The 20,563-nt window shown below is 44.4% G+C and carries 24 protein-coding genes; 23 read left to right on the top strand and 1 reads right to left on the bottom strand.

Annotated features, from left to right (window positions below):
- Window positions 1-2: 2 nt before the first annotated feature.
- The 22 genes from aroH to ACFP56_RS06455 all read left to right on the top strand — a co-directional run bounded on the left by aroH (window position 3) and on the right by ACFP56_RS06455 (window position 19,240).
- Window positions 3-368 carry a chorismate mutase gene (gene aroH, locus ACFP56_RS06560; protein WP_379232474.1) on the top strand — a complete coding sequence of 122 codons (366 nt, stop codon included), beginning with the start codon at window positions 3-5 and terminating at the stop codon, window positions 366-368.
- A gap of 285 nt (window positions 369-653) precedes the next feature.
- On the top strand, window positions 654-2,201 hold the full coding sequence (trpE, locus tag ACFP56_RS06555; protein WP_379232472.1) for an anthranilate synthase component I: 1,548 nt from the start codon (window positions 654-656) through the stop codon (window positions 2,199-2,201).
- Between the two features lie 12 nt (window positions 2,202-2,213).
- Complete coding sequence (trpD, locus tag ACFP56_RS06550; protein WP_379232470.1) at window positions 2,214-3,257, top strand: anthranilate phosphoribosyltransferase; 1,044 nt, start codon at window positions 2,214-2,216, stop codon at window positions 3,255-3,257.
- A complete protein-coding gene (gene trpC, locus ACFP56_RS06545) occupies window positions 3,247-4,044 on the top strand; it encodes an indole-3-glycerol phosphate synthase TrpC (protein ID WP_379232468.1) in 798 nt (265 codons plus the stop codon). Before trpD ends, trpC begins: the two co-directional genes overlap by 11 nt.
- Entirely contained in the window at window positions 4,041-4,730 is a 690-nt protein-coding gene (locus tag ACFP56_RS06540; RefSeq protein WP_379232466.1) for a phosphoribosylanthranilate isomerase, read from the top strand. Before trpC ends, ACFP56_RS06540 begins: the two co-directional genes overlap by 4 nt.
- Entirely contained in the window at window positions 4,727-5,923 is a 1,197-nt protein-coding gene (gene trpB, locus ACFP56_RS06535) for a tryptophan synthase subunit beta (protein ID WP_379232463.1), read from the top strand. Before ACFP56_RS06540 ends, trpB begins: the two co-directional genes overlap by 4 nt.
- On the top strand, window positions 5,920-6,726 hold the full coding sequence (gene trpA, locus ACFP56_RS06530) for a tryptophan synthase subunit alpha (RefSeq protein ID WP_379232461.1): 807 nt from the start codon (window positions 5,920-5,922) through the stop codon (window positions 6,724-6,726). The genes trpB and trpA overlap by 4 nt, the downstream gene beginning before the upstream one ends.
- Window positions 6,727-6,954: 228 nt before the next feature.
- Complete coding sequence (hisC, locus tag ACFP56_RS06525) at window positions 6,955-8,052, top strand: histidinol-phosphate transaminase (RefSeq protein ID WP_379232459.1); 1,098 nt, start codon at window positions 6,955-6,957, stop codon at window positions 8,050-8,052.
- Between the two features lie 3 nt (window positions 8,053-8,055).
- Window positions 8,056-9,147, top strand: a complete 1,092-nt coding sequence (locus ACFP56_RS06520; RefSeq protein ID WP_379232457.1) for a prephenate dehydrogenase — start codon at window positions 8,056-8,058, stop codon at window positions 9,145-9,147.
- 415 nt (window positions 9,148-9,562) lie between these two features.
- The gene (locus ACFP56_RS06515) at window positions 9,563-10,159 is read left to right on the top strand and encodes an RNA polymerase sigma factor (RefSeq protein WP_379232454.1); all 597 of its coding nucleotides are present in this window, start codon (window positions 9,563-9,565) and stop codon (window positions 10,157-10,159) included.
- Window positions 10,156-10,773 carry an anti-sigma factor family protein gene (locus ACFP56_RS06510; protein WP_379232452.1) on the top strand — a complete coding sequence of 206 codons (618 nt, stop codon included), beginning with the start codon at window positions 10,156-10,158 and terminating at the stop codon, window positions 10,771-10,773. Before ACFP56_RS06515 ends, ACFP56_RS06510 begins: the two co-directional genes overlap by 4 nt.
- A 19-nt stretch (window positions 10,774-10,792) precedes the next feature.
- Window positions 10,793-11,389, top strand: coding sequence for a histidine phosphatase family protein (locus ACFP56_RS06505; protein WP_379232450.1), 597 nt, complete (start codon window positions 10,793-10,795; stop codon window positions 11,387-11,389).
- A 165-nt stretch (window positions 11,390-11,554) separates the two neighbouring features.
- Window positions 11,555-12,670 carry an SEC-C domain-containing protein gene (locus tag ACFP56_RS06500; RefSeq protein WP_379232448.1) on the top strand — a complete coding sequence of 372 codons (1,116 nt, stop codon included), beginning with the start codon at window positions 11,555-11,557 and terminating at the stop codon, window positions 12,668-12,670.
- Window positions 12,671-12,845: 175 nt separating this feature from the next.
- Window positions 12,846-14,003, top strand: a complete 1,158-nt coding sequence (locus ACFP56_RS06495; RefSeq protein WP_379232446.1) for a hypothetical protein — start codon at window positions 12,846-12,848, stop codon at window positions 14,001-14,003.
- A gap of 60 nt (window positions 14,004-14,063) precedes the next feature.
- Window positions 14,064-14,570 (top strand): gamma carbonic anhydrase family protein, encoded by a 507-nt coding sequence (locus tag ACFP56_RS06490; protein WP_379232444.1) that lies wholly within the window; start codon window positions 14,064-14,066, stop codon window positions 14,568-14,570.
- 13 nt (window positions 14,571-14,583) lie between these two features.
- The gene (locus ACFP56_RS06485) at window positions 14,584-14,775 is read left to right on the top strand and encodes an IDEAL domain-containing protein (protein WP_379233286.1); all 192 of its coding nucleotides are present in this window, start codon (window positions 14,584-14,586) and stop codon (window positions 14,773-14,775) included.
- A 91-nt stretch (window positions 14,776-14,866) separates the two neighbouring features.
- Complete coding sequence (locus ACFP56_RS06480; protein ID WP_379232442.1) at window positions 14,867-15,280, top strand: DUF2487 family protein; 414 nt, start codon at window positions 14,867-14,869, stop codon at window positions 15,278-15,280.
- A gap of 249 nt (window positions 15,281-15,529) precedes the next feature.
- Complete coding sequence (locus ACFP56_RS06475) at window positions 15,530-16,060, top strand: ubiquinol-cytochrome c reductase iron-sulfur subunit (RefSeq protein WP_379232440.1); 531 nt, start codon at window positions 15,530-15,532, stop codon at window positions 16,058-16,060.
- Between the two features lie 15 nt (window positions 16,061-16,075).
- Window positions 16,076-16,747 (top strand): menaquinol-cytochrome c reductase cytochrome b subunit, encoded by a 672-nt coding sequence (qcrB, locus tag ACFP56_RS06470; RefSeq protein ID WP_379232438.1) that lies wholly within the window; start codon window positions 16,076-16,078, stop codon window positions 16,745-16,747.
- A gap of 19 nt (window positions 16,748-16,766) precedes the next feature.
- Window positions 16,767-17,633, top strand: coding sequence for a c-type cytochrome (locus tag ACFP56_RS06465; RefSeq protein ID WP_379232436.1), 867 nt, complete (start codon window positions 16,767-16,769; stop codon window positions 17,631-17,633).
- Between the two features lie 58 nt (window positions 17,634-17,691).
- A complete protein-coding gene (locus ACFP56_RS06460; RefSeq protein WP_379233284.1) occupies window positions 17,692-18,327 on the top strand; it encodes a DUF1405 domain-containing protein in 636 nt (211 codons plus the stop codon).
- A gap of 43 nt (window positions 18,328-18,370) precedes the next feature.
- Window positions 18,371-19,240, top strand: coding sequence for a sporulation protein YpjB (locus tag ACFP56_RS06455; protein WP_379232434.1), 870 nt, complete (start codon window positions 18,371-18,373; stop codon window positions 19,238-19,240).
- On the opposite strand, the gene ACFP56_RS06450 is transcribed toward ACFP56_RS06455, so the two are convergent.
- Window positions 19,237-20,112, bottom strand: coding sequence for a YitT family protein (locus ACFP56_RS06450; RefSeq protein WP_379232432.1), 876 nt, complete (start codon window positions 20,110-20,112; stop codon window positions 19,237-19,239). The genes ACFP56_RS06455 and ACFP56_RS06450 overlap by 4 nt on opposite strands.
- 126 nt (window positions 20,113-20,238) lie before the next feature.
- Between ACFP56_RS06450 and ACFP56_RS06445 the strand changes: the two genes are divergently transcribed.
- Complete coding sequence (locus tag ACFP56_RS06445; RefSeq protein WP_379232430.1) at window positions 20,239-20,562, top strand: nucleotide pyrophosphohydrolase; 324 nt, start codon at window positions 20,239-20,241, stop codon at window positions 20,560-20,562.
- Window position 20,563: the final 1 nt, after the last annotated feature.

The following is a 20,563-nucleotide window of genomic DNA, read 5'->3' as shown; positions in this document are numbered from 1 at the left end:
TCATGTCAGTTCGGGGAATACGAGCAGCTGCTACAGTAGATGCAAATGATGCAGCACAGATCAAGGAAGTCACGCTTGCAATGATTCAGCAGCTTATCCAGGAGAATGATATCCAGCCTGAGGATGTTGCGTGCGTATATATTACGGTAACCAATGATCTTGATCAAGCATTTCCTGCTCAACCGATTCGTCAGCTTCCAGGCTGGGATCTAGTGCCGCTTATGTGTGCATTGGAGGTTCCGGTAAAAGGAAGCTTGGAAAAATGTGTACGTTTAATGGTGCTCGTCAACACGGAAAAAGCACAGAATGAGATCAAGCATGTTTATTTAGGCGGAGCAAAGGTGCTTCGTCCTGATTTAGCAAAATAGTTGACAGTAATCACCAATGTATCGTATAGTAGCAAGTAGTTGAGGTAAGTTAGTTTAGATGAGTAAGAGATGAGACGAGATGAGAATAGAAGAATAAGTAGGTCATTACGTGCTTGTACACTTGTCTGTACATACGCGCTGTCCTTTTGTATACTTAATTCTACTTAATTTCTATTTGACTTTAATTTCGGTGGCTCCTGCTCATGTAGCAGGGGCCTTTTTTGATATTCAAATCTGCTCACAACGAAAATAAGGCCGGTTAGGGCCGAGAAAGAGAGCGTGCTGATGATGACTACGGAGCTACAGCAAGTAATTTCAATGGCAAGCAGCTACAATCTAATTCCGATTGTACGTCGAATAATGGCTGACACGGAAACACCGATTCGCCTATTTAAGCATTTTGCGAAAAAGGAGCATGCCTTTTTGCTGGAAAGTGTAGAAGGCGGCGCCAAATGGGCGCGCTATTCCTTTATCGGAACCGACCCCTTCATGATGCTGTATGGCAAAAATGGCGATATGGTCATTGAACAGCAGGGCAATAAGCAGGTGCTGAAGGATCAGCCGCTGGAGCTGTTGAAAGCGAAGCTTAGAGCATTTCGCACTCCAGCGATTCCAGACTTCCCGCCATTTACGGGAGGGGCAATCGGCTTTTTCGGTTATGATCTGCTTCAATATTATGAGAAGCTTCCGGCACATCGGATTGACGATATGAATATGAACGATATTCAGTTTATGTTCTGCGATCAAATCATTGTGTTCGACCACTTGAAGCAGCAGCTGCTATTAGTTAGCAATGTGCATATAGCGGAAGGCGCAACAGATCGCGAGATTGAGCATTCATATCAGCTGACGCTAGGAAAAATCGAAGCTCTTATTCAAGAAATACGTCAAATACACGTTTCAACAGATATTCCGGGCGGTGCGATGAATATGGATCCTGAACTGGGCCATGTTGAATCCAATCTAACGAAGGAACAATTCATACAAAATGTGAACCAGGCGAAGGAGTATATTCGCGCAGGTGATATTTTTCAAGTGGTGCTGTCCCAGCGCTTCAACATTGAAACCACAGTAGATCCGCTTCATGTATACCGTGTGCTGCGGGTCATGAATCCTTCACCGTATATGTATTACTTGAAAATGGGGGAGCAGGTTATCGTTGGGACATCGCCTGAAGCACTCGTTAAAGTAAGCAACGGCAAAGTAGAGACGCGTCCAATCGCAGGCACTCGTCCGCGCGGGAAAACGGTGGATGAGGATAAGCAGCTGGAGCAGGAGCTGTTGGCTGACGAAAAGGAAAGAGCAGAGCATCTTATGCTCGTAGACCTTGGCCGCAATGACATTGGACGTGTCGCGAAGTACGGATCGGTTCGCTGCGACTCCTTTATGGAAATCGAACGCTATTCTCATGTGATGCACATCGTGTCCAACGTATCTGGAGAGCTTCGCGAGGATAAGGATTTCTTCGATGCCTTTATTTCATGCCTGCCAGCAGGAACCGTATCTGGAGCTCCCAAGCTTAGAGCAATGGAAATCATCGCCGAGCTTGAAAATGAAGCGCGCGGTGCTTATGCAGGTGCAATCGGCTACCTCGGCTTTGGCGGCTCGATGGATGCTTGCATTACGATTCGAACGATTATTTTCAAGCATAATCGTGCTTATGTGCAAAGTGGTGCGGGAATCGTATGGGATTCCAATCCAGAAAGCGAATATATGGAGACCGTTAATAAGGCGAAGGCGATGCTTAAAGCGATTCGTGCTGCAGAGCAGCTGTTTCAGCGTGAAGATCAGCATTCGACAGCGGTGAATTCCGATTATGAGATTTTGAAGTAGGAGGAGATCGAGATGAGTGAGCAGTTAACGATGCAGAGAGCGATTCAAAAGCTTGTCAACGGAGAACATCTTTCAAGAGCAGAAGCTCAGGATGTGATGCGTCAAATTATGAGCGGCGAGGCAACTGGTGCACAAATTGGTGCTGCCGCAATTGCTTTGCGTATGAAGGGTGAAACGAAGGATGAAATTGCAGGACTGGCTGAAGTGATGAGAAGCTTATCCAATCACGTCGACAGTAATCAATCAGGCTTGCTTGACACCTGTGGTACGGGCGGTTCTGGCATTAGCAAATTCAATATCTCTACTGCTTCATCCCTCATTGCTTCTGCAGCAGGCATTCAGGTTGCCAAGCATGGTAATCGCGCGATGTCAGGGAAATCGGGAAGCGCAGATGTGCTTGAGGCGCTTGGGGTCAATATTAACATTTCCCCACAGCAGGCGAAGGAATGCCTTGAGGATGTTGGTATCTGCTTTATGTTCGCTCAGCTCTATCATCCTTCTCTGAAATATGCGGCTGCGCCACGTAAAGAAATCGGTACGCGCACAATTTTCAACATGCTCGGTCCATTAACGAATCCAGCTAATGCTGATCGTCAATTGTTAGGACTGTATGATTCAAGCAAAACAGAAATTATTGCTGAAGTACTGCATGAGCTCGGAATTAAACGAGCGCTTGTCGTAAGCAGTGAGGATGGATTAGATGAAATCAGCATATCTGCTCCTACGAAGGTAGCAGAGCTTAAGGACGGCAACGTCGTGACATATCGCATTACACCAGAGGAGCTGGGCTTGCAGCGTTATCCGCTGGATGAGCTGCTTGGCGGAGAGCCAGCCTACAATGCTCGAATTATTCGCGAGATATTTGACGGCACGCGTAAAGACGGCTATCGTGAAATTGTACTTGCGAACGCGGGTGCTTGCATTTACTTAGGCGGTTTGGCACAAAGTCATCGTGAAGGCGTTGCAGTAGCAGCGCAGATGATTGATTCTGGAAGAGCAGCACAAAAGCTACATCAATTAATTGAGAAGACGGGTGAACTGACGCATGTTTCTTAATCGAATTGTAGAGACGAAAAAACAAGAGGTTGCACAATTAGCGAATCATTTATCGCTTGCGGAGGCAGAAAAAACGATTGCATCGCTGCCACCTTGCCGAGGCTTTGAGAAGGCTTTGCAGGCTGGCGCTAGACATAGAGAGCTGGGCTTAATTGCAGAAGTGAAAAAGGCATCACCATCCAAAGGCCTTATACGTGAAGATTTTCATCCAGTCTCTCTTGCACAGTCCTATGCGGCAGCTGGTGCAGACTGTATTTCCGTGTTGACGGATGAGCAGTATTTTCAAGGCAGCAACGAGTATTTGAGTGATATTAGAAACGCTGTGCAGGTGCCGCTGCTACGCAAAGATTTTATTATTGATCCGCTTCAAATTTATGAAGCAAGACTGATTGGTGCAGACTGCATATTGTTGATTGTTGCAATATTAACGGATCAGCAGCTGTCAGATTATTATGATTTGGCGAAGCAGCTCGGCATGGATGTATTAATAGAAGTACATGATGAAGAGGAGCTTAAGCGTGTTCTCCAAATGAACAAGGCTACGCTAATTGGTATAAATAATCGTAATCTGCACACTTTTGAAACGAAGCTGGAGACAACAGCAAAGCTTATTGAACTGATGCCTGCACATGTGCTGAAAATTAGTGAAAGCGGCATTTTAAGCGATGCTGATTATGAATATGTTCGTGGTGCTGGTGCGGAAGGCCTGTTGATCGGCGAGCATTTTATGCGTCAGGGTGATGTAGGTGCAGCAATCGAGGCGCTTATGGGCAAGGTGCAGCGATGAGCATCAGCAACGTTATCCCGTCTATTAAAATATGCGGGTTAAGAGATGCTGCAACGATTCAAGCGATGAACGGTCTTGCAATTACCGAGGTTGGCCTGGTTTTTGCCCCCAGCAAAAGGCAGGTTTCAGCATCATTAGGCTCAGAGCTAGTGAAAGCAATTCAATCCATAGAAGGTCGAGATCAAAAATCACCTAAAGCAGCTGGGGTGTTTGTTAATTATCCGCTTAAAGATATGCTGAAGCTGCTGGAGCGGGTACCGCTTGATATTGTGCAGCTGCACGGGCAGGAAAAAGTTGACTACTATGCAGCGCTTCACAAGCAGTTGGATGATGCTGTATTGTGGAAGGTAGTCTCGATTGATGCGAGCCGCCAGCTGTTGGAGGTATCGCAAATTATTGAAGAGCTTAAGCCATTTATGGCTTATGTAGATCGTCTATTAATCGATGCGCCTGGTGGCGGTACAGGCAAGCCGTTCAATTGGAATGCGATTGCCGCTTATCGAGCAGCTGCACAGCATTTTGAGAAGCCGCTCGTTATTGCAGGCGGTCTGCATGCTGGCAACGTGACTGATTTGCTGCAACAGCATCGTGTTGATGGCATAGACGTTTCTAGTGGAGTGGAAACGAACGGTATAAAGGATATTGTAAAAATAAAAGAGTTTGTTGGAAAGGTGATAGAGGCATGACACAATACCCGGATTCCAATGGCCGTTTTGGACCATTTGGTGGCAGATATGTACCTGAAACTTTAATGAACGCTCTGCTTGAGCTGGAAGAAGCGTATCAGCATTACAGCAAGGACCCTGCATTTAAAGCAGAGGTGCTCGATTTACTATACCGCTATTCAGGCAGACCGACTTCTTTATATTATGCAAAAAACTTAAGTGAAAAGCTTGGCGGAGCAAAAATTTACTTAAAGCGTGAGGACTTGAATCATACGGGCGCTCATAAAATCAATAACACGATTGGACAAGGGGTACTTGCCAAGCGTATGGGCAAAACAAAGGTTATTGCAGAAACAGGTGCAGGACAGCATGGCGTTGCCTCTGCTACGATTGCAGCGCTGCTTGGCCTTGAGTGCAAGGTGTTTATGGGCGAAGAGGATATGAAACGCCAGCAGCTTAATGTATTCCGCATGAATTTGCTAGGCTCTGAGGTTGTGCCTGTAACAAGCGGCACACGTACGCTTAAGGACGCTTGTAATGAGACGCTTCGCTACTGGGTAAGTCATGTTAATGATACGTATTATATTCTAGGCTCTGCAACGGGACCTCATCCTTATCCGATGATGGTGCGTGATTTCCAGCGTATTATCGGAGATGAAGCGCGTGAGCAAATCTTGAAGTATGAAAGCAAGCTGCCGGATTACGTTGTCGCAGCAGTTGGTGGCGGAAGTAATGCAATCGGTATGTTCTATCCGTTCATTGAGGATGAGGGCGTGAAAATGATCGGTGTCGAGGCAGCTGGACGCGGTGTTGATACAAATGAGCACGCGGCTACGATGACGAAGGGACGTCATGGTGTGTTTCAGGGATCAATGAGCTACGTGCTGCAGGATGAGCATGGACAAGTGCTGCCTGCGCATTCGATATCTGCAGGTCTTGATTATCCAGGGATTGGTCCAGAGCATTCCTATTTGAAGGACGCTGGACGTGCGGAATATGTGCCGATTACTGATCAGGAGGCGCTTGACGCCTTGCAGGAGCTGTCTCGTACAGAGGGCATTATTCCTGCGCTTGAATCGGCGCATGCGATCGCACAGACGATCAAGCTCGCTCCGACTCTGAACAAGGATCAGGTTATTGTCGTAAGCTTGTCTGGACGCGGCGATAAGGATGTTGAAGCCATTATGGGATACCTTGGGGGGAACGAGTCATGAATCTAATCGATCAAAAGTTTGCTGAGCTGAAGGCTGAGCAAAAAACAGCACTGATTCCGTTTATATCATGCGGTGATCCTACACTTGAAGCGACGATTGAAATTGTAAAGGCGCTAGAGTCCGCAGGTGCAGATATGGTAGAGCTTGGCGTGCCATATTCCGATCCGCTCGCGGACGGTCCTGTCATACAGCGCGCGTCTGAGCGTGCACTTATTCATGCTGTTACACTAACGGACTGTATCGAGCTTGGCGGCAAGCTGCGCGCGGCTGGTGTGACAATTCCGCTTATCTTGTTTACGTACTATAATCCGATTTTCCAGTTTGGTCTGGATGCATTCTTCGAGCTAGTGAAGCAAAATGATATTAGTGGTATGATCGTGCCGGATCTGCCAATCGAGGAAGATCAAGAGCTCCGTCAATTGGCCGAAAAGCATAATATTCATCTGATTCCGCTTGTTGCGCCTACCTCTAATGATCGCGTAACACGTATTGCAAAGCAGGCAAAAGGCTTTGTTTACTGTGTGTCTTCACTTGGTGTAACAGGCGAGCGCTCTGATTTCCATAAGGAAATTGATGAGTTTCTATCCGTTGTAAGAGAGTCAAGTGACGTTCCAATCGCAATTGGCTTCGGTATATCCTCACGTGAGCAGGTAGCTCGCTTTGAACAAAAATGCGACGGGGTTATTGTAGGAAGTGCTATTGTTCGTACGATTGAAAGCAATGTCCCATTGCTGCTTGATGCTGATAAGAAGGAAGAGGGCTTGCGCAACATTCAACAATTTGTTTCGGAATTAAAGGGCTAATTATTCTTCATACTACTACGTTGATTGCTTGATTGAAGCCGTCTCTCAATAGCTAAATGAGAGGCGGCTTCTTTGTTTCATATAGATGAACTTAACATAGAGGAAAGCAATGATATGCTAACAAACTGTTAAAGATTTACTTTAAATGCTGCGTCAGTTGTGAGAAAATAAGAAAAAGTTAGTCGCTAATTAACGCTTTAAAGTAACTGATAAAGAGGTGAATGGCTCATGCAGCCAAAAGTTAACATTATGCATTTACCTGTATATCAACCAGGTAAACCGATCGAAGATGTAAAAAGAGAGCTAGGATTAGATGAAGTAATTAAACTTGCTTCCAATGAAAATCCAATAGGTTATTCTCCAAAAGCAAGAGCAGCAATGCTTGATGAAATAGATCACCTTCATATTTATCCCGATGGAGCCAGCGTTGATCTGACTGCAGTATTAGCAAGCAAGCTTGGAGTTGAGTCTAATCAAATTATTTTCGGCACGGGCTCCAGCGATATTATTTTGATGATTTGCCGTGCGTATTTAACAGCTGCTGACGAAACGATTATGGCCGATGAAACCTTCTCTCAATACAAGCATAATTGCGAGGTTGAAAATACGAATATTATCGAGGTGCCGCTAAAGGATGGCAAGCACGATCTGAATGCCATGCTTGCAGCTGTAACAGAGCGAACGAAGGTATTATGGATATGCAACCCTAACAATCCTACAGGCACGATTATTGGTCGTGAGGAGCTTGAAGCATTTCTTGCTAAGCTGCCAAAGCATGTGCTTGTCGTGCTTGATGAGGCGTATGGCGAATATGTAACCGACCCTAATTTCCCTAACGGAATCACCTTAATCGATCGATATCCGAATATAGTCGTGCTTCGTACATTTTCAAAGGTATACGGACTCGCTGCCAATCGTATTGGATACGGCGTTGGCGAGGCTAGCGTGATCCGAACAATCAACCAAGTTCGCGAGCCGTTTAATACAGGTCGTCTTGCACAAGTGGCCGCGAAGGCTTCCTTACAGGATGACGAGTTTTTAGCAAGAAGCCAGGCTTCCAATACTGCAGGTCTAAACTACTTGCATGCACAATTTGACCGCTTGGGGCTGCAGTACTTCAAAGGTCATGGCAATTTCATTATGGTCGATGTTCGTACACCGTCGATGCAGATTTTCGACTTGCTGCTAAGAAAGGGCATAATTGTCCGTGCTGGGTGGAAACATTATCCAAATGCAATTCGTGTTTCTGTGGGGACAGCAGAGCAGAACGAAAAATTCATTCAGGCGCTTGAGGAAGTGTTGATAGAATTGGCGGTGTTACAGTAAACGATGAAAAAAGTTGCGATATTTGGCGTTGGTCTAATTGGAGGCTCGATCGCATTATGCTTGAAGGGTCAGCCAGATCTCATCGTTTGCGGTTATTCGAATCGTGAGGCCTCTGCCAAAAAGTATGTGGAGCGAGGCGTTGTTGATTATGCAACGACATCTGTTGAGGAAGCAGCCAAGGATGCTGATTTTATATTTCTATGCGTGCCAGTCGGCTTAATGGAGCAGTATATTCAGCAGCTGTGTGAGTTGCCTCTGAAAGAGGGTTGTATTATTACAGATGTTGGAAGCACTAAGGCATCTGTCATGCAGGCAGGGCAGGCGTTCAAGTCAACGTCAGCGATCTTTATTGGTGGTCATCCGATGGCAGGATCAGAGCGCTCAGGCGTAGAGGCAGCTTCAAGCAGACTGCTGGAAAATGCGTTCTATGTTTTAACAGCGGATCAGGACACTCCGCAGCATGCGCTTGATGAGCTTGAGCAGCTGTTGTCGTATACACGTGCTCATCTTGTCAAGGTTGATGCGAAGTCGCATGATACCATTGTAGGAGCAATTAGTCACTTGCCGCACTTGATTGCAGTTGGGCTGGTTAATCAGGTAAGAACCTATAACGAGAGCAATGGTCTATATGAGCTGCTAGCAGCTGGAGGCTTTCGCGACATAACGAGAATTGCTTCAGGCGACCCGGCTTTGTGGCGCGATATACTGCTTGACAATAAAGCGGTGCTGCTTGAGCTGCTGAAGGACTGGCAGCAGCAGATGGATCAATTCTGCATCATGCTGGAGCAAAACGATGGAGATGCGATTGTAGATGCGTTCAGTCATGCTGGTCAGTTTCGATCAAGGCTGCCAGAGAGAAGGAAAGGGATCTTGCATTCTGTTTTTGATTGCTTTGTTGATGTGCCTGACCATCCGGGTATTGTCGGTTCAATTGCTACCGTACTAGGCGATGCTAATATTAATATAAGCAATATTCAAATTATCGAGAGCAGAGAGCAAATTCCAGGCGTGCTCCGCCTTAGCTTCCGCAGCCAAGAACAGCTTGATGATGCGATCAGACTGCTTGTTGGCAAAGGCTTCCATGTGGAAGTGTAGCGCAATGTAGGTGCGTTGTATCGCTAATAATTTGATGGACAAACGAAGAGGGAAGGAATGGGAATCTTAGGCCATTTCTTCCCTTATATATTTTATTTATTTAAAATGAAAGCGCTTATTGACAAACTGGAAGCGTATACATATAATAAAAGTACAGTATGGTTTCTCTCCACTCCTATCCAATAACACTTGTGTTCAGATGAACACAGACCACTCATTAGAGTGGTCTTTTTTTTGCCTCTTATTTCTGAGGTATGGTATTCTATAGTAGAGTGCTGATGAATGGAATTATTTTTAAGATATTATGATGGGTTCATATGATAGCAGTATCGAAAACGCAACTTTTAGACCTAAGTGAAGTATACGTATATATACATCCTTGGGTTAAATTGCAGGTGGAGGAGGTTCGCCTGTTATGACTGATTCCCAGCTAATACGTGAAATCAAGGATGGCAATGTCGAGCTCTACTCCGAGCTGATGAGTCGCTATCAACGAAGAATATTATCCTTTATCTATCATATGCTGAAAAGCGCCAAGCTCGAATCGATTGCAGAAGATCTTACTTCTGAAACCTTTTACAAGGCATACAAGAGTTTACATACCTTTCGAGAGCTCGATGCGACTTTTTCAACGTGGCTTTATACGATAGCAAGAAATACGGTTCTTAGCGAGCTTAGGAAACAAAAAGCTAACATGGTTTCGATTGAGGAAGTAAACATTGAGCCGATTGTTTCGGGCGATGCCACACCGGAGCAGCAGCTGCTGCTGAACGAGCGCATGCATCTTGTCCGTAAAGCAATAGATCAATTACCAGAAAAACAGCGTGCAGCCATTATCCTTCGTGAATATGAACAATTGGATTATCAAGAAATTGCAACGATATTAGGACAAACAGTCAGCTCAGTTAAGTCATTGCTGTTTCGCGCGCGAGCAAGCATTAAAGGACAGCTCGAGCCTTATATTGCTCAAGATACAGGCAGCCATGACTTGGAAAGGATGAATCGGAAATGAATTGTAAACAAGTAGATGAGCTTCTACACACATACTGGCAGCTAGATGAAGAAAATCCACTACGAATTGAAATTGAAGCACATATGTTTGATTGTGATATGTGCGCGGCTAAATTAGATTTGGAGCCCCTTTCATTTCCTGTCCTAGATTGTGAAGAGTCTGTCGTGCCAAGCGGCAGTGGATCAAATATCTCACAGCAGCAAATTAGCAGTACCGTCATGCAACGAATATATGAAGAAGAAACATGGTACATGCCTATTGCGAACAAGCGCTACCAGTTTTCGAAGAGCTTTCGTCGCAATGTAGCCATTATTATTGCCAGCTGTCTAGCGATGTTTTCGATTGCATTGTTTCTATTTATATTTGATTATCATTTGGATTCTACTGCGTCGACAGCCACGACAGTGTCAGGCATTGTAGATGTAGCCAATGCTGCTTCTAATCACAACGCGCATACATCCATATATACGAGCTCCATTCCAGTAGCAAGCATCAGCGAACCGATTGTTTTGCAGGTTGTACCGCAGTTTCCGCAATACTATGTGGCGTTGTCGTTTGTCGGAATTGTGATGACGTTGTTAGTGATGAGCTGGTTTACGAGAACAAGACAATAATCGATAAGGTGGCTAGAGCGTGCAAATAGGTTTAATTCGGCATGGAGAAACAAGCTGGAATGCTGTAAAAAGAATACAAGGACAGACGGATATCCCGTTAAATGAAACTGGAATTAAGCAAGCAAAGCAGCTGGCATCTCGTCTGAAACAGGAGCTTGAGCAGCAGCGTTGGGATTATTTAATGACAAGCGACTTGCAGCGGGCGATGGTGACGGGGCAATACATTGCAGATGAGCTGAATGTGATGCTGCTGGCGCCTGATACAAGGCTGCGTGAGCGATATTTCGGTCAGATTGAGGGAACTACACTGGAAGAAAGAATTGAACGCTGGGGAGAATCCTGGAAGGGACTGGACCTGGGTGCAGAAACGGATGAAGCAATGAGGCAAAGAGGCGTAGAGCTGCTTAATGAGCTGTACGCGATGTATCCGGATAAACATATTTTATGCGTGACGCATGGAAGCTTTATTGCAGAGCTTTTGCTCGAGCTGTTTCCCGAGCTTGAGGATAAGCAAATCGGGAATTTATCCTATTCTATTTTGAAGCGGGATGAAAAGGGCTGGCAGCTGCTGCTGCATAATTGCACAAAGCATTTGGACTCTAATCTCTGCTTGTAGCTTCAGGCAGCTGTGCCATAACTAATCCTTAGGCTGTTGCAGCCGCGGCTTAGCTGTAGCCATGCTGTCTTTTTGCATGGTGCGCGTATTGCCCCATCGTATAAAATACGATATGATTATTGTTATGCCTAAAGGTTGGATAAACAGAAGAAATGAGGATATGTAATGTCTGTAAGTTTGGAACAGGTTCGTTCTGCAGCAACCGCTTTTACATTGCGGGATGCGCTTGGCGACCTATCTAAAGATGCATTAACGACAATACGTAAGCATGCATCTGTAAAAAATGTAAGTAAATTGAACCGTGAGCAACTGCTCGAAGCACTGATCGAGCTACTGCCGGCAAGCTATGAAAAAGAGCTGCTTTCTTTATTGAATTTGATGGATGAAGAGCGTATTGCCCTGCTTGACTTTGCAGTTGCAAAAAATGGCGCGGTTGCTGTAACCGATGAATGGACTGAGCAAATGACACAGTATTGGCTCGAGCTTGGTTTATTGTTCAAGCAAAACATTGCTGATCGAGATGTTATGATTATGCCAGTCGAGCTTATTCCGGTTGTGCAAGAGGTGTTGAAGCAATTGGATCGCAAGGCAATTGCATTAAACACTTCATATCTTGCAAGCGTAAAAGGAATGATTTATTATTATGGCGCACTGACGCATGAACAGGTAGAGCAGATTACATCTCGCTATCCGATGTTTGAACAGCTCAAAGCGCCTTTAATGCATATCATTATTAATTATCGTCACTATAGAGCGGACTTAGGGTTGAATGAGACGTTTGTTCACCATTATGCGATTCCCGATCCAACTTTGATCGTGAAGGAACGAAATAAACGAGAGGATCTTGATTTTGCTTCACTTACAGCGTTGCAGCTGCAGGAAGCAGGAGGAGCTCAGTTTGTATTTCGCAGTCACGCACATCAGCTGCTGGTAGACATGCTTCACAAACAGTTTCAGCTTCCTAAATTTGAAGCGAATCTTGTAGCCGATCAATCAGAGTTTGGCATTCGTGCCGGGCTGCAGCTGCAGGATTTGCTTGAATACGTCAATCGTGAGTTGAAGCTAAGCGAAGAAGCAATGAATATGCTACTTCCTCGTTTAATTATTATGTACAACAATACGCCGCAATGGTGTCTTAAGGGCCATACATCTGCTGAGCTTACGCTTGAGAGCACTGAAGCTGAGCAAGCTGAGAAGAGCTTCGGTCGCCAACTGGGACGTAATGACCTGTGCTACTGCGGCAGTGGTAAGAAATATAAAAAATGCTGTATGAACAACTAAATTTGCACGGATTTATGCAATCACCTTCATTCTCCATACCGAGAGTGAAGGTGATTTTTTATGCATGAAATAGAATGAAAAATGATGGAAATAGTATGAAAGCCTGAAAATTACCAATACTACAAATACAAGCATCTAGGAATAGCGAGAAAACATAGGCAGGAGAGGATAAGAAATGAATTTATCAGATATGCTTAGCTACGCGGATATTTCGCAGCTGTCCTCAATCGCAAAGCAATATGGCTGTGAGTGCAATGGGCATTCCAAGCATGAGCTTATTCAAGCCATTTTAGTTAATGTTCAACGAAAGGAGGTCATTACGCAATCGATTGATCGTTTGCAGCTTGAAGAATTGCGATTTTTGAACTTTCTACTGTTCGAAAATTTAAAAGCGTATAGCTTGGAAGATTTACTGGCGCTTTTACAGCAATGCCGATTTGATATTAACGTACAAGAAAAAACGATCGAAGCTGCAGCTGTTGCAGCTAGCGGCAAACAGCGAACTAAAAGACGAAAAAAAATAGACGAGCAGGTTGTTCCAGAACCGCGTGAAATGATTGCGCGCTTCAAAAGCCAAGGATGGCTTTTTAATGGACATAGCGGGCATGAACGGTATATGTTCCATGTACCGTCAGATTTCAAGCTGCGCTATCGACAGCATCTGCTGGCTATTATGCAGCGGCAAATTGACTACTGTGAATCGCCAGCAACGGCGATTGATGAAAGCGGCAAATTGGTCCAAGACATGAAGATGATGCTCGACTACATTCAAAAGCATGAGCCCAATGCTGCTGCAGACGGTGTCATACATCGCAGAGCTGTGTTACAGCTTAATGAGGCCAGCTCCATTAAAGAAGAGCTTCCGGGCAAAGGGGCGTGGAAGTTCGGCTACGGTAAAGGCTTCGGAGAGCTCCCGGAGCGGTTAACGCTTATTTATGACTATTTGTGGAGCAAGCGATTGATTCATCTGGATGAGGATCGGATCAAGCTTAAGGAGCCTGACCTGTTAAGTGAATCTGATGCAGAGGAAATGAAGGCGATGATCGTGCACTGGATGAAGCGTTATCGTACGCCAATTCCAAACATAAGGGCGTTAGTGTATTGGCTAATTATGCTGTCTAGCAGCTGGTGCAGTCTTGCTTCTATCGAACGTGTGTTATTGCCGTATATTAAACCGTATTATTTTGATTCAGCAAGCGATGTCTTGCATAAACGGCTAGTGAAGCCCTTGAAGCATTTTGGAATGCTTCAGACGGCTGAGCATACGGAAGCAGGTGTAATGCTTCAGGCATCCAGTTTTGGCAAGCGTATGCTTCAGGAGCTGTATCCTTAGCATTGACATGCTTCAGGCTCATTGTTAAAATTTCACTACATTTAACAAGGAGCTGGTTGCATGCTGATTCCATATCAATCGTATCGTCCAAAGCTGGAGCAACAGGTTTATGTAGCTGAAGGGGCAAAAATAATTGGTGATGTTTACATAGGTGAAGAAAGCACGATATGGTTTAACGCTGTGCTGCGAGGTGATCTCGCACCCATCCATATCGGAAAGCGCAGCAACATTCAAGATGGTGTTGTAGCACATGTCAATACGGATCAACCGCTCGTTGTACACGATGAAGTATCGGTCGGACATAGTGCGATCATACATGGCTGCACCATTAACCGAGGGAGTTTAATCGGGATGGGGGCAATTGTCTTGAACGGAGCGGAGATAGGTGAATATGCTTTAATAGGAGCGGGTGCAGTTGTAACGGAAAATAGTAAAATTCCGGCCTATACCTTATCGCTAGGAACGCCAGCTAAGGTTGTTCGTGAACTTCAAGAAGCTGACATAGAACGAATGAAAAGAACAATGGAAAGCTATGTATTCAAAGGATACGAGTATAGGGGAAGCTAGCACCGAATTGGAGGTGTTTCGTATCGATCAGATGAAAATACAGTATGAAGCAATGCTAGGCTTAACTGCCGAAATGATTCTAGACGACGCGATTCGCAGCTACCAGCGTCAAAAGCTGCAGCAGGCAATCGATGAATCACTTGCAACAGGCAATGAAGAGCAGTTTTATGAGCTGACAAAAAAACTGCAGCAGCTGGAATCGTAAAATATAAGGCCTGCCGCCAATGCTTTGGCTATAGCATTTGGCGGCTTTGTTATGTAATATGGAGAGATAACAGCTTGAAGGAGGAGCATTTGTGAAATTTAACGAAATTGAAGCAGATTCTTGGGACGAGCTAAAGCCCTATGTAGATACGTGTTTGCTGCCGATTACCGGAATGAACGGTACAGAAAGTCCTGCTGAAGCGACCAAATGCCTGGAGGACTTGCGAGATATTATGGATCTTGTGGAAATTCCCTTTCGCGGACGTATTGTAACGTATCCAGCTTATCATTATTTTGATGTGCGTGAGGGTACCAAACAATCGATTGCTAACCTGTGTAACAGATTCAAGCAGCAAGGTTATAAGTACATCATCCTGATTACCGCCAAAAACAATGTGAAGTTTCAATTAGATGAGGCTGATTTGTGGATTACTCCGAAGGAAAATGGAGATTTTCCTTCGGATGAGGAAATAAGTGGCTATATTCGTGAACTATGGTCTTCTTGAAATTAGTAGAATTTATTAATTTATCGCATAATTTGGTCAAAAATAGGGGAAAACAATTGCAATACTGTGTCAAATGTGACAAATTGATAACAAATTGTTGAACGAGTTTTCCATATTGTCGCAAATGTCCTGCCAAATTCTTGACGGTATTTGGTAGCTAGGCTATTATATTTATGTCCTAGTTCGTCATATGGTTTTGCTTTCAGGCAAAACGCGAGAATTGGTTGGCAAAGGGGGTTAGAACAGAAAATGAGTAACCATGAACATCAGGATTCGAAGCACCAGCCGATCCAACGAAAAGAGATGTCACGTCGTCAATTTTTATCGTATACACTTGGCGGTACAACAGCTTTCATGGTAGGTGGCGCGGTGTTGCCGATGGTTCGCTTTGCAGTAGATCCGTTACTAGCGAAAGGAAGCAGTACAGCGTTAGTAAAGGTTATGGAAGAAAGTAAAGTTACGACTGAGCCGCAAGAAGTTAAGTTCAAGGTAAGCCAGGTTGATGGTTGGTACAAGAGTGAAACGCAAAAAGTAGCGTGGATTTCTCGTGATGAATCCGGAGCTATATTCGCGCTTTCCCCAATTTGTAAGCATTTGGGTTGTACTGTTTTTTGGAACACGCATGGCAGAAATGAATATGACTGCCCATGTCATGATGCACGTTATTCGAAGGATGGTAAAAATATTACCGTTGCGAATTTGCCGCTGGATGAATATGAAGTACAAGTTCAGGATGGCATTGTGTATCTAGGCGGTATTATCGCCAACACTAGAGCATAGGAGGGCGTAAATTAGATGTTTAAGAGTATATACAACTGGATAGATGAACGTCTTGATATTACGCCGCTTTGGAGAGACGTTGCGGATCATGAAGTGCCAGAGCATGTTAACCCTGCACATCATTTTTCAGCATTTGTCTATTGCTTTGGTGGTTTGACGTTCTTTATTACAGTAATACAGATTTTATCTGGGATGTTCCTAACGATGTATTACGTTCCAGACATTATTCACGCTTATGCGAGTGTTGACTACCTGCAGCATCAAATTCCGTTTGGTAAAATTGTTCGCGGTATGCATCACTTCGGAGCGAGTCTAGTTATTGTTATGATGTTTTTACATACACTACGCGTTTTCTTCACAGGCTCTTATAAAGCGCCTCGTGAAATGAACTGGGTAGTCGGAATGCTGATTTTCTTCATCATGTTGGGCCTAGGTTTCACAGGTTACCTGCTTCCTTGGGACAACAAAGCTTACTACGCGACTAAAGTAGGGGTAGAAATTGCAGCATCAGTACCGTACATTGGTGACTATATTGCTTCTTTCCTATATGGTGGAGACATCGTAGGTGCGCAGACATTGACAAGATTCTTTGCAATTCACGTATTCTTCTTGCCAGGAGCTCTAATTGCAATGCTTGCAGCGCACTTTATTATGATCAGAAGACAAGGTATTTCAGGTCCACTATAAAAGAAGGGAGGCAGTACTGATGGCACACGGTCATAAATCAGACGAAAAAGTAGTATACGTTGGCGATTCGCGTGTGAAGAAATCTGGTCGCATAGACGGCACGCCGCCCGACTACACATCTTTTCCTGGTAAATCGGAAGCCTTCATTCCTAACTTTCTACTAAAAGAATGGATGGTAGGTTGTGTTGTACTCGTTGGATTTCTTGTGTGGGTAATGGCTGAGGCAGCTCCGCTTGGATATCCAGCAGATCCAACCAATGCATCATTTATTCCGATGCCAGACTGGTATTTCTTGTTCCTGTATCAATTTTTGAAATATCCATACGTATCTCAGGACTACGTATTGCTTGGTACAATTGTTATTCCTGCGATTATGTTCGGTGGATTATTGCTAGCTCCATTCCTGGATACTGGTAAGGAGCGCCGCTTCTACCGTCGTCCGATTGCATCGTCTCTAATGTTGCTTTCTATTGCTGCATGTACTTATCTGACAGTTGTATCTTGGGATCACTACCAGCATCAGCTAGAAGAAAAAGGTATCGTGCCTGAGCATCATGAGCGTGCTGAAAAGGTAAGAGAAGCGCTTGAGCGCGGAGAAGAGCGTCCGAATTTCTTGCAGACAGCTGAGGCACCTGCTATGATTGAGCCTGAAGGTCCTGGCTTCTCCATTATCGAATCACAGTGTATGGGTTGCCATGCTAATGATTTGAATGGTGCAAGCGGTCCATCGCTGCTTGGAATCGGTAACGAACTGTCTAAAGAAGAAATTGCAGATATTATTATCCACGGTAAAAACAATGGCGCTATGCCTGCATTTGGCGATTCTCTTTCCGAAGAGGAGATTAATCAAGTTGCGGAATGGCTAGCGAAACAAACTCAGTCCTAACAGTAAAGACCTTGTCGCATATGCGGCTAGGTCTTTTTTTCAAGAAGGGAAATGAATGATGAAGCTATCTTTTTGGTTTAGCCGAGCCTTTCTGCTTAACCGCAGCTTTCTATGGCTGCTCTTTATAATTAATTTTGCGGGAACCATCTACGGCTATATGTGGTATGAAAATCAGCTGCTATGGACAATTGAGCAAAAGGAAAGCTGGATGCTACCATTTGTTCCCGATTCGCCTACTGCGAGCTTGTTTTTCTCGATTGCGGTATTATATTTATTGTTTCCACCAAAGGGCAGCAATGTCTTTGTACGCTGGTCACAAACGATTATAAATGCACTAGCCATTGTCTGCTCCATTAAATATGGCATATGGGCGACTGTTATTATAATCGCTGGTGCAATGCAGGGCGACACATTGAACTGGCAGAGCTACATGCTAATGACCTCTCACCTTGCGATGGCGGTTGAGGTGCTGCTTTATGCCAGATTTATGAAGCTTAGCTTTGCGAGCTTTACAATTGCAACCGCATGGCTGCTGCTGAACGATACGATGGATTATACATTTGGCATATATCCATGGCTGCCAAAGACGCTGCAAGAGCATGTTGATACGGTTAAGCTGTTTACGTACTTGCTTTCATTGTTTAGCTTATTGGCAGGATTGCTTGCGTGGAAATTATTTAGACAGAAGGAATAACTTGTCCTCTCACCCCATATGATGATAATGGGGGGGGATCGCTATGAAGTTTCGCATCATAATTTTGACTTGTCTCTGTGTGGTTTGCCTAATGGGCATGACGGCAACTGTATTTGGAAATCAAGCAAATTGGACGCATGATCCGCAAAATGAGGCAGCGGCTCGTTTAATGAAGCTCGAACATACCATTGCTGAGCTGTATGAGCAAGGCAATGCTTCACATAAGCAAGAAGTGTATCGGCTGATCCAGAGCATCAAGCATCAGTTTAACCAACCTGAGCTATTGAAGTTTGGAACGGTTAATGCATGGAAAATGATGAAAAGCGACGTTGTTAACGTAGAGCAGGCATTGATTAATGGTGAATCAGGTATTGTCTGGCGGGAACCAATTAATCGTCTTAGACTAGCGGTTGATTCGCTGCTGCAATCCGAGCAAGGACCGTGGCTGCAATATGAGTCGCTGCTGCTGGATGATATAAAATCAATTCGCAAAGCCAGTCATCTGAATCGAGACAATACAGTAGAGCTGACAAGCATTTATGTCCAAAAGCTGTTTGAACATATTGGTCGTATGGAAATGGCAGCTTATATGGTAGGCGACGAGGAAGTAATGAATCAGTTATGGAAGCGGGCAGAGCTGCTCAAGCACTTTATGAAGTCGCATGAGAATGGATGGAATCAGGCACAGCATAAGGACATGATCACAATTCTTGATGGAATGGAGTTATCCGTCCATGCATTATTTGCCCAAGCGGAGGAAACGATTACCGTTCCTACAGTAACCGTTCCATCCAATATACATGCAACAGGCTTTGCGTTTTTCATCGGCACAATCATTTCAGGCTTTTTGGCATTTGCCAGCTATCGCAAATACAAGCAGGAACCTTACGGTGTGAAGAACTGGCGGATTTAATCCTCTTCCTCCTTAAAGCCTTCACCAAGCACATCCTGCACTTCATGAATGACGATAAAAGCAATAGGGTCTATGCTGCGTACAAGCTGCTTGAGACGATGCGTCTCTGAGCGTGCAACAACGCAGTATACGACCTTTTTTGTTGTGCCTGAATATGCGCCTTTGGCAGGCAAAATCGTAACCCCGCGATCAAGCTCATGCGTAATTTTTTTCGCGATCTTCTCGCCTTGGTCGGTAATGATGGAAAAAGCCTTTGCTGTATAGGCGCCGTTTTGAATAAAATCAATCATTTTAGAAGCGATGAATACCATCACAAGCGTATATAAAATTTTGTCCAGTGATATATAAAAAATGGAAACGCCAATAATAATAGCATCGGCAACTAAAATGATTTGTCCCATGCTGAAGCCTTTCCAACGATTCAAAATACGAGCCACGATGTCTATGCCGCCTGTTGTGCCGCCATAGCGAAAGACGATGCCAAGACCAGCGCCTAATGTTATCCCTGCATACAGCACAATGAGCATAGCATCAGAGCTCTTCTCATATGAGATGATGCTTGCAATCTGCGAATGCTCGAACAATGCGAGAAATCCAGATAGCGCAACGGAGCCATATATCGAAAAGATCATTTTTTTGTGGCCTAGCAGTTTCCAGCCAACTAAAAACAGCGGAATATTGATAATAAGGGTTGTGATCGACATTGGCAGCTCAAAAATATAATTCAGCAGGACGGCAATTCCTGTAACGCCGCCTTCCATTAACTGGTTTGGAATGACGAAGCATTGCAATCCAAATGCATATAAGGCAGCTCCTATCGTGATAGGGATGATTTGCTTTAAGACACGAATCGATGCGATATTCATATCCATCATTCCTTTCCTAGTTTTCAGTACTTGTAGTATACGTAACTTTTCAATTCAAAAACCATTGTTTTCTTAATAGTGATACGGTAACATAGAAAATGAATCGAAGCATGCGAAAGGAAGTTGAGTTCGATGGCTGAAAAATCGCTCGCGCACATTCAGCGTGAAGTGGATGAGTACATATCGCAATTTAAGGAAGGTTATTTTAGTCCACTTGCATTAGTAGCGAGACTTGCTGAAGAAGTGGGCGAACTGGCAAGGGAAGTCAATCATGCTTATGGTGAAAAGCCTAAAAAGCCTGATGAGGCGGAAAATTCGATTGAGCTCGAATTAGGTGACATCTTGTTTATTTTGAATTGCTTTGCCAATTCATTAAATATTGATCTAACCGAAGCACATGATAAAGTAATGGATAAATTTAATACGCGCGATGCAAATCGCTGGACTAAAAGGTGAG

The organism is Paenibacillus septentrionalis, from assembly GCF_042659865.1.
Taxonomy (GTDB): domain Bacteria; phylum Bacillota; class Bacilli; order Paenibacillales; family Paenibacillaceae; genus Pristimantibacillus; species Pristimantibacillus septentrionalis.
This window is presented reverse-complemented; position numbering and strand designations above follow the sequence as displayed.

What these genes read in the sequence shown, in the direction of transcription:
- aroH (WP_379232474.1), top strand. Translation starts at nt 3, where the DNA reads ATGTCAGTTCGGGGAATACGAGCAGCTGCTACAGTAGATGCAAATGAT.
- trpE (WP_379232472.1), top strand. Translation starts at nt 654, where the DNA reads ATGATGACTACGGAGCTACAGCAAGTAATTTCAATGGCAAGCAGCTAC.
- trpD (WP_379232470.1), top strand. Translation starts at nt 2,214, where the DNA reads ATGAGTGAGCAGTTAACGATGCAGAGAGCGATTCAAAAGCTTGTCAAC.
- trpC (WP_379232468.1), top strand. Translation starts at nt 3,247, where the DNA reads ATGTTTCTTAATCGAATTGTAGAGACGAAAAAACAAGAGGTTGCACAA.
- ACFP56_RS06540 (WP_379232466.1), top strand. Translation starts at nt 4,041, where the DNA reads ATGAGCATCAGCAACGTTATCCCGTCTATTAAAATATGCGGGTTAAGA.
- trpB (WP_379232463.1), top strand. Translation starts at nt 4,727, where the DNA reads ATGACACAATACCCGGATTCCAATGGCCGTTTTGGACCATTTGGTGGC.
- trpA (WP_379232461.1), top strand. Translation starts at nt 5,920, where the DNA reads ATGAATCTAATCGATCAAAAGTTTGCTGAGCTGAAGGCTGAGCAAAAA.
- hisC (WP_379232459.1), top strand. Translation starts at nt 6,955, where the DNA reads ATGCAGCCAAAAGTTAACATTATGCATTTACCTGTATATCAACCAGGT.
- ACFP56_RS06520 (WP_379232457.1), top strand. Translation starts at nt 8,056, where the DNA reads ATGAAAAAAGTTGCGATATTTGGCGTTGGTCTAATTGGAGGCTCGATC.
- ACFP56_RS06515 (WP_379232454.1), top strand. Translation starts at nt 9,563, where the DNA reads ATGACTGATTCCCAGCTAATACGTGAAATCAAGGATGGCAATGTCGAG.
- ACFP56_RS06510 (WP_379232452.1), top strand. Translation starts at nt 10,156, where the DNA reads ATGAATTGTAAACAAGTAGATGAGCTTCTACACACATACTGGCAGCTA.
- ACFP56_RS06500 (WP_379232448.1), top strand. Translation starts at nt 11,555, where the DNA reads ATGTCTGTAAGTTTGGAACAGGTTCGTTCTGCAGCAACCGCTTTTACA.
- ACFP56_RS06495 (WP_379232446.1), top strand. Translation starts at nt 12,846, where the DNA reads ATGAATTTATCAGATATGCTTAGCTACGCGGATATTTCGCAGCTGTCC.
- ACFP56_RS06490 (WP_379232444.1), top strand. Translation starts at nt 14,064, where the DNA reads ATGCTGATTCCATATCAATCGTATCGTCCAAAGCTGGAGCAACAGGTT.
- ACFP56_RS06475 (WP_379232440.1), top strand. Translation starts at nt 15,530, where the DNA reads ATGAGTAACCATGAACATCAGGATTCGAAGCACCAGCCGATCCAACGA.
- qcrB (WP_379232438.1), top strand. Translation starts at nt 16,076, where the DNA reads ATGTTTAAGAGTATATACAACTGGATAGATGAACGTCTTGATATTACG.
- ACFP56_RS06465 (WP_379232436.1), top strand. Translation starts at nt 16,767, where the DNA reads ATGGCACACGGTCATAAATCAGACGAAAAAGTAGTATACGTTGGCGAT.
- ACFP56_RS06460 (WP_379233284.1), top strand. Translation starts at nt 17,692, where the DNA reads ATGAAGCTATCTTTTTGGTTTAGCCGAGCCTTTCTGCTTAACCGCAGC.
- ACFP56_RS06455 (WP_379232434.1), top strand. Translation starts at nt 18,371, where the DNA reads ATGAAGTTTCGCATCATAATTTTGACTTGTCTCTGTGTGGTTTGCCTA.
- ACFP56_RS06450 (WP_379232432.1), bottom strand. Translation starts at nt 20,112, where the DNA reads ATGGATATGAATATCGCATCGATTCGTGTCTTAAAGCAAATCATCCCT.
- ACFP56_RS06445 (WP_379232430.1), top strand. Translation starts at nt 20,239, where the DNA reads ATGGCTGAAAAATCGCTCGCGCACATTCAGCGTGAAGTGGATGAGTAC.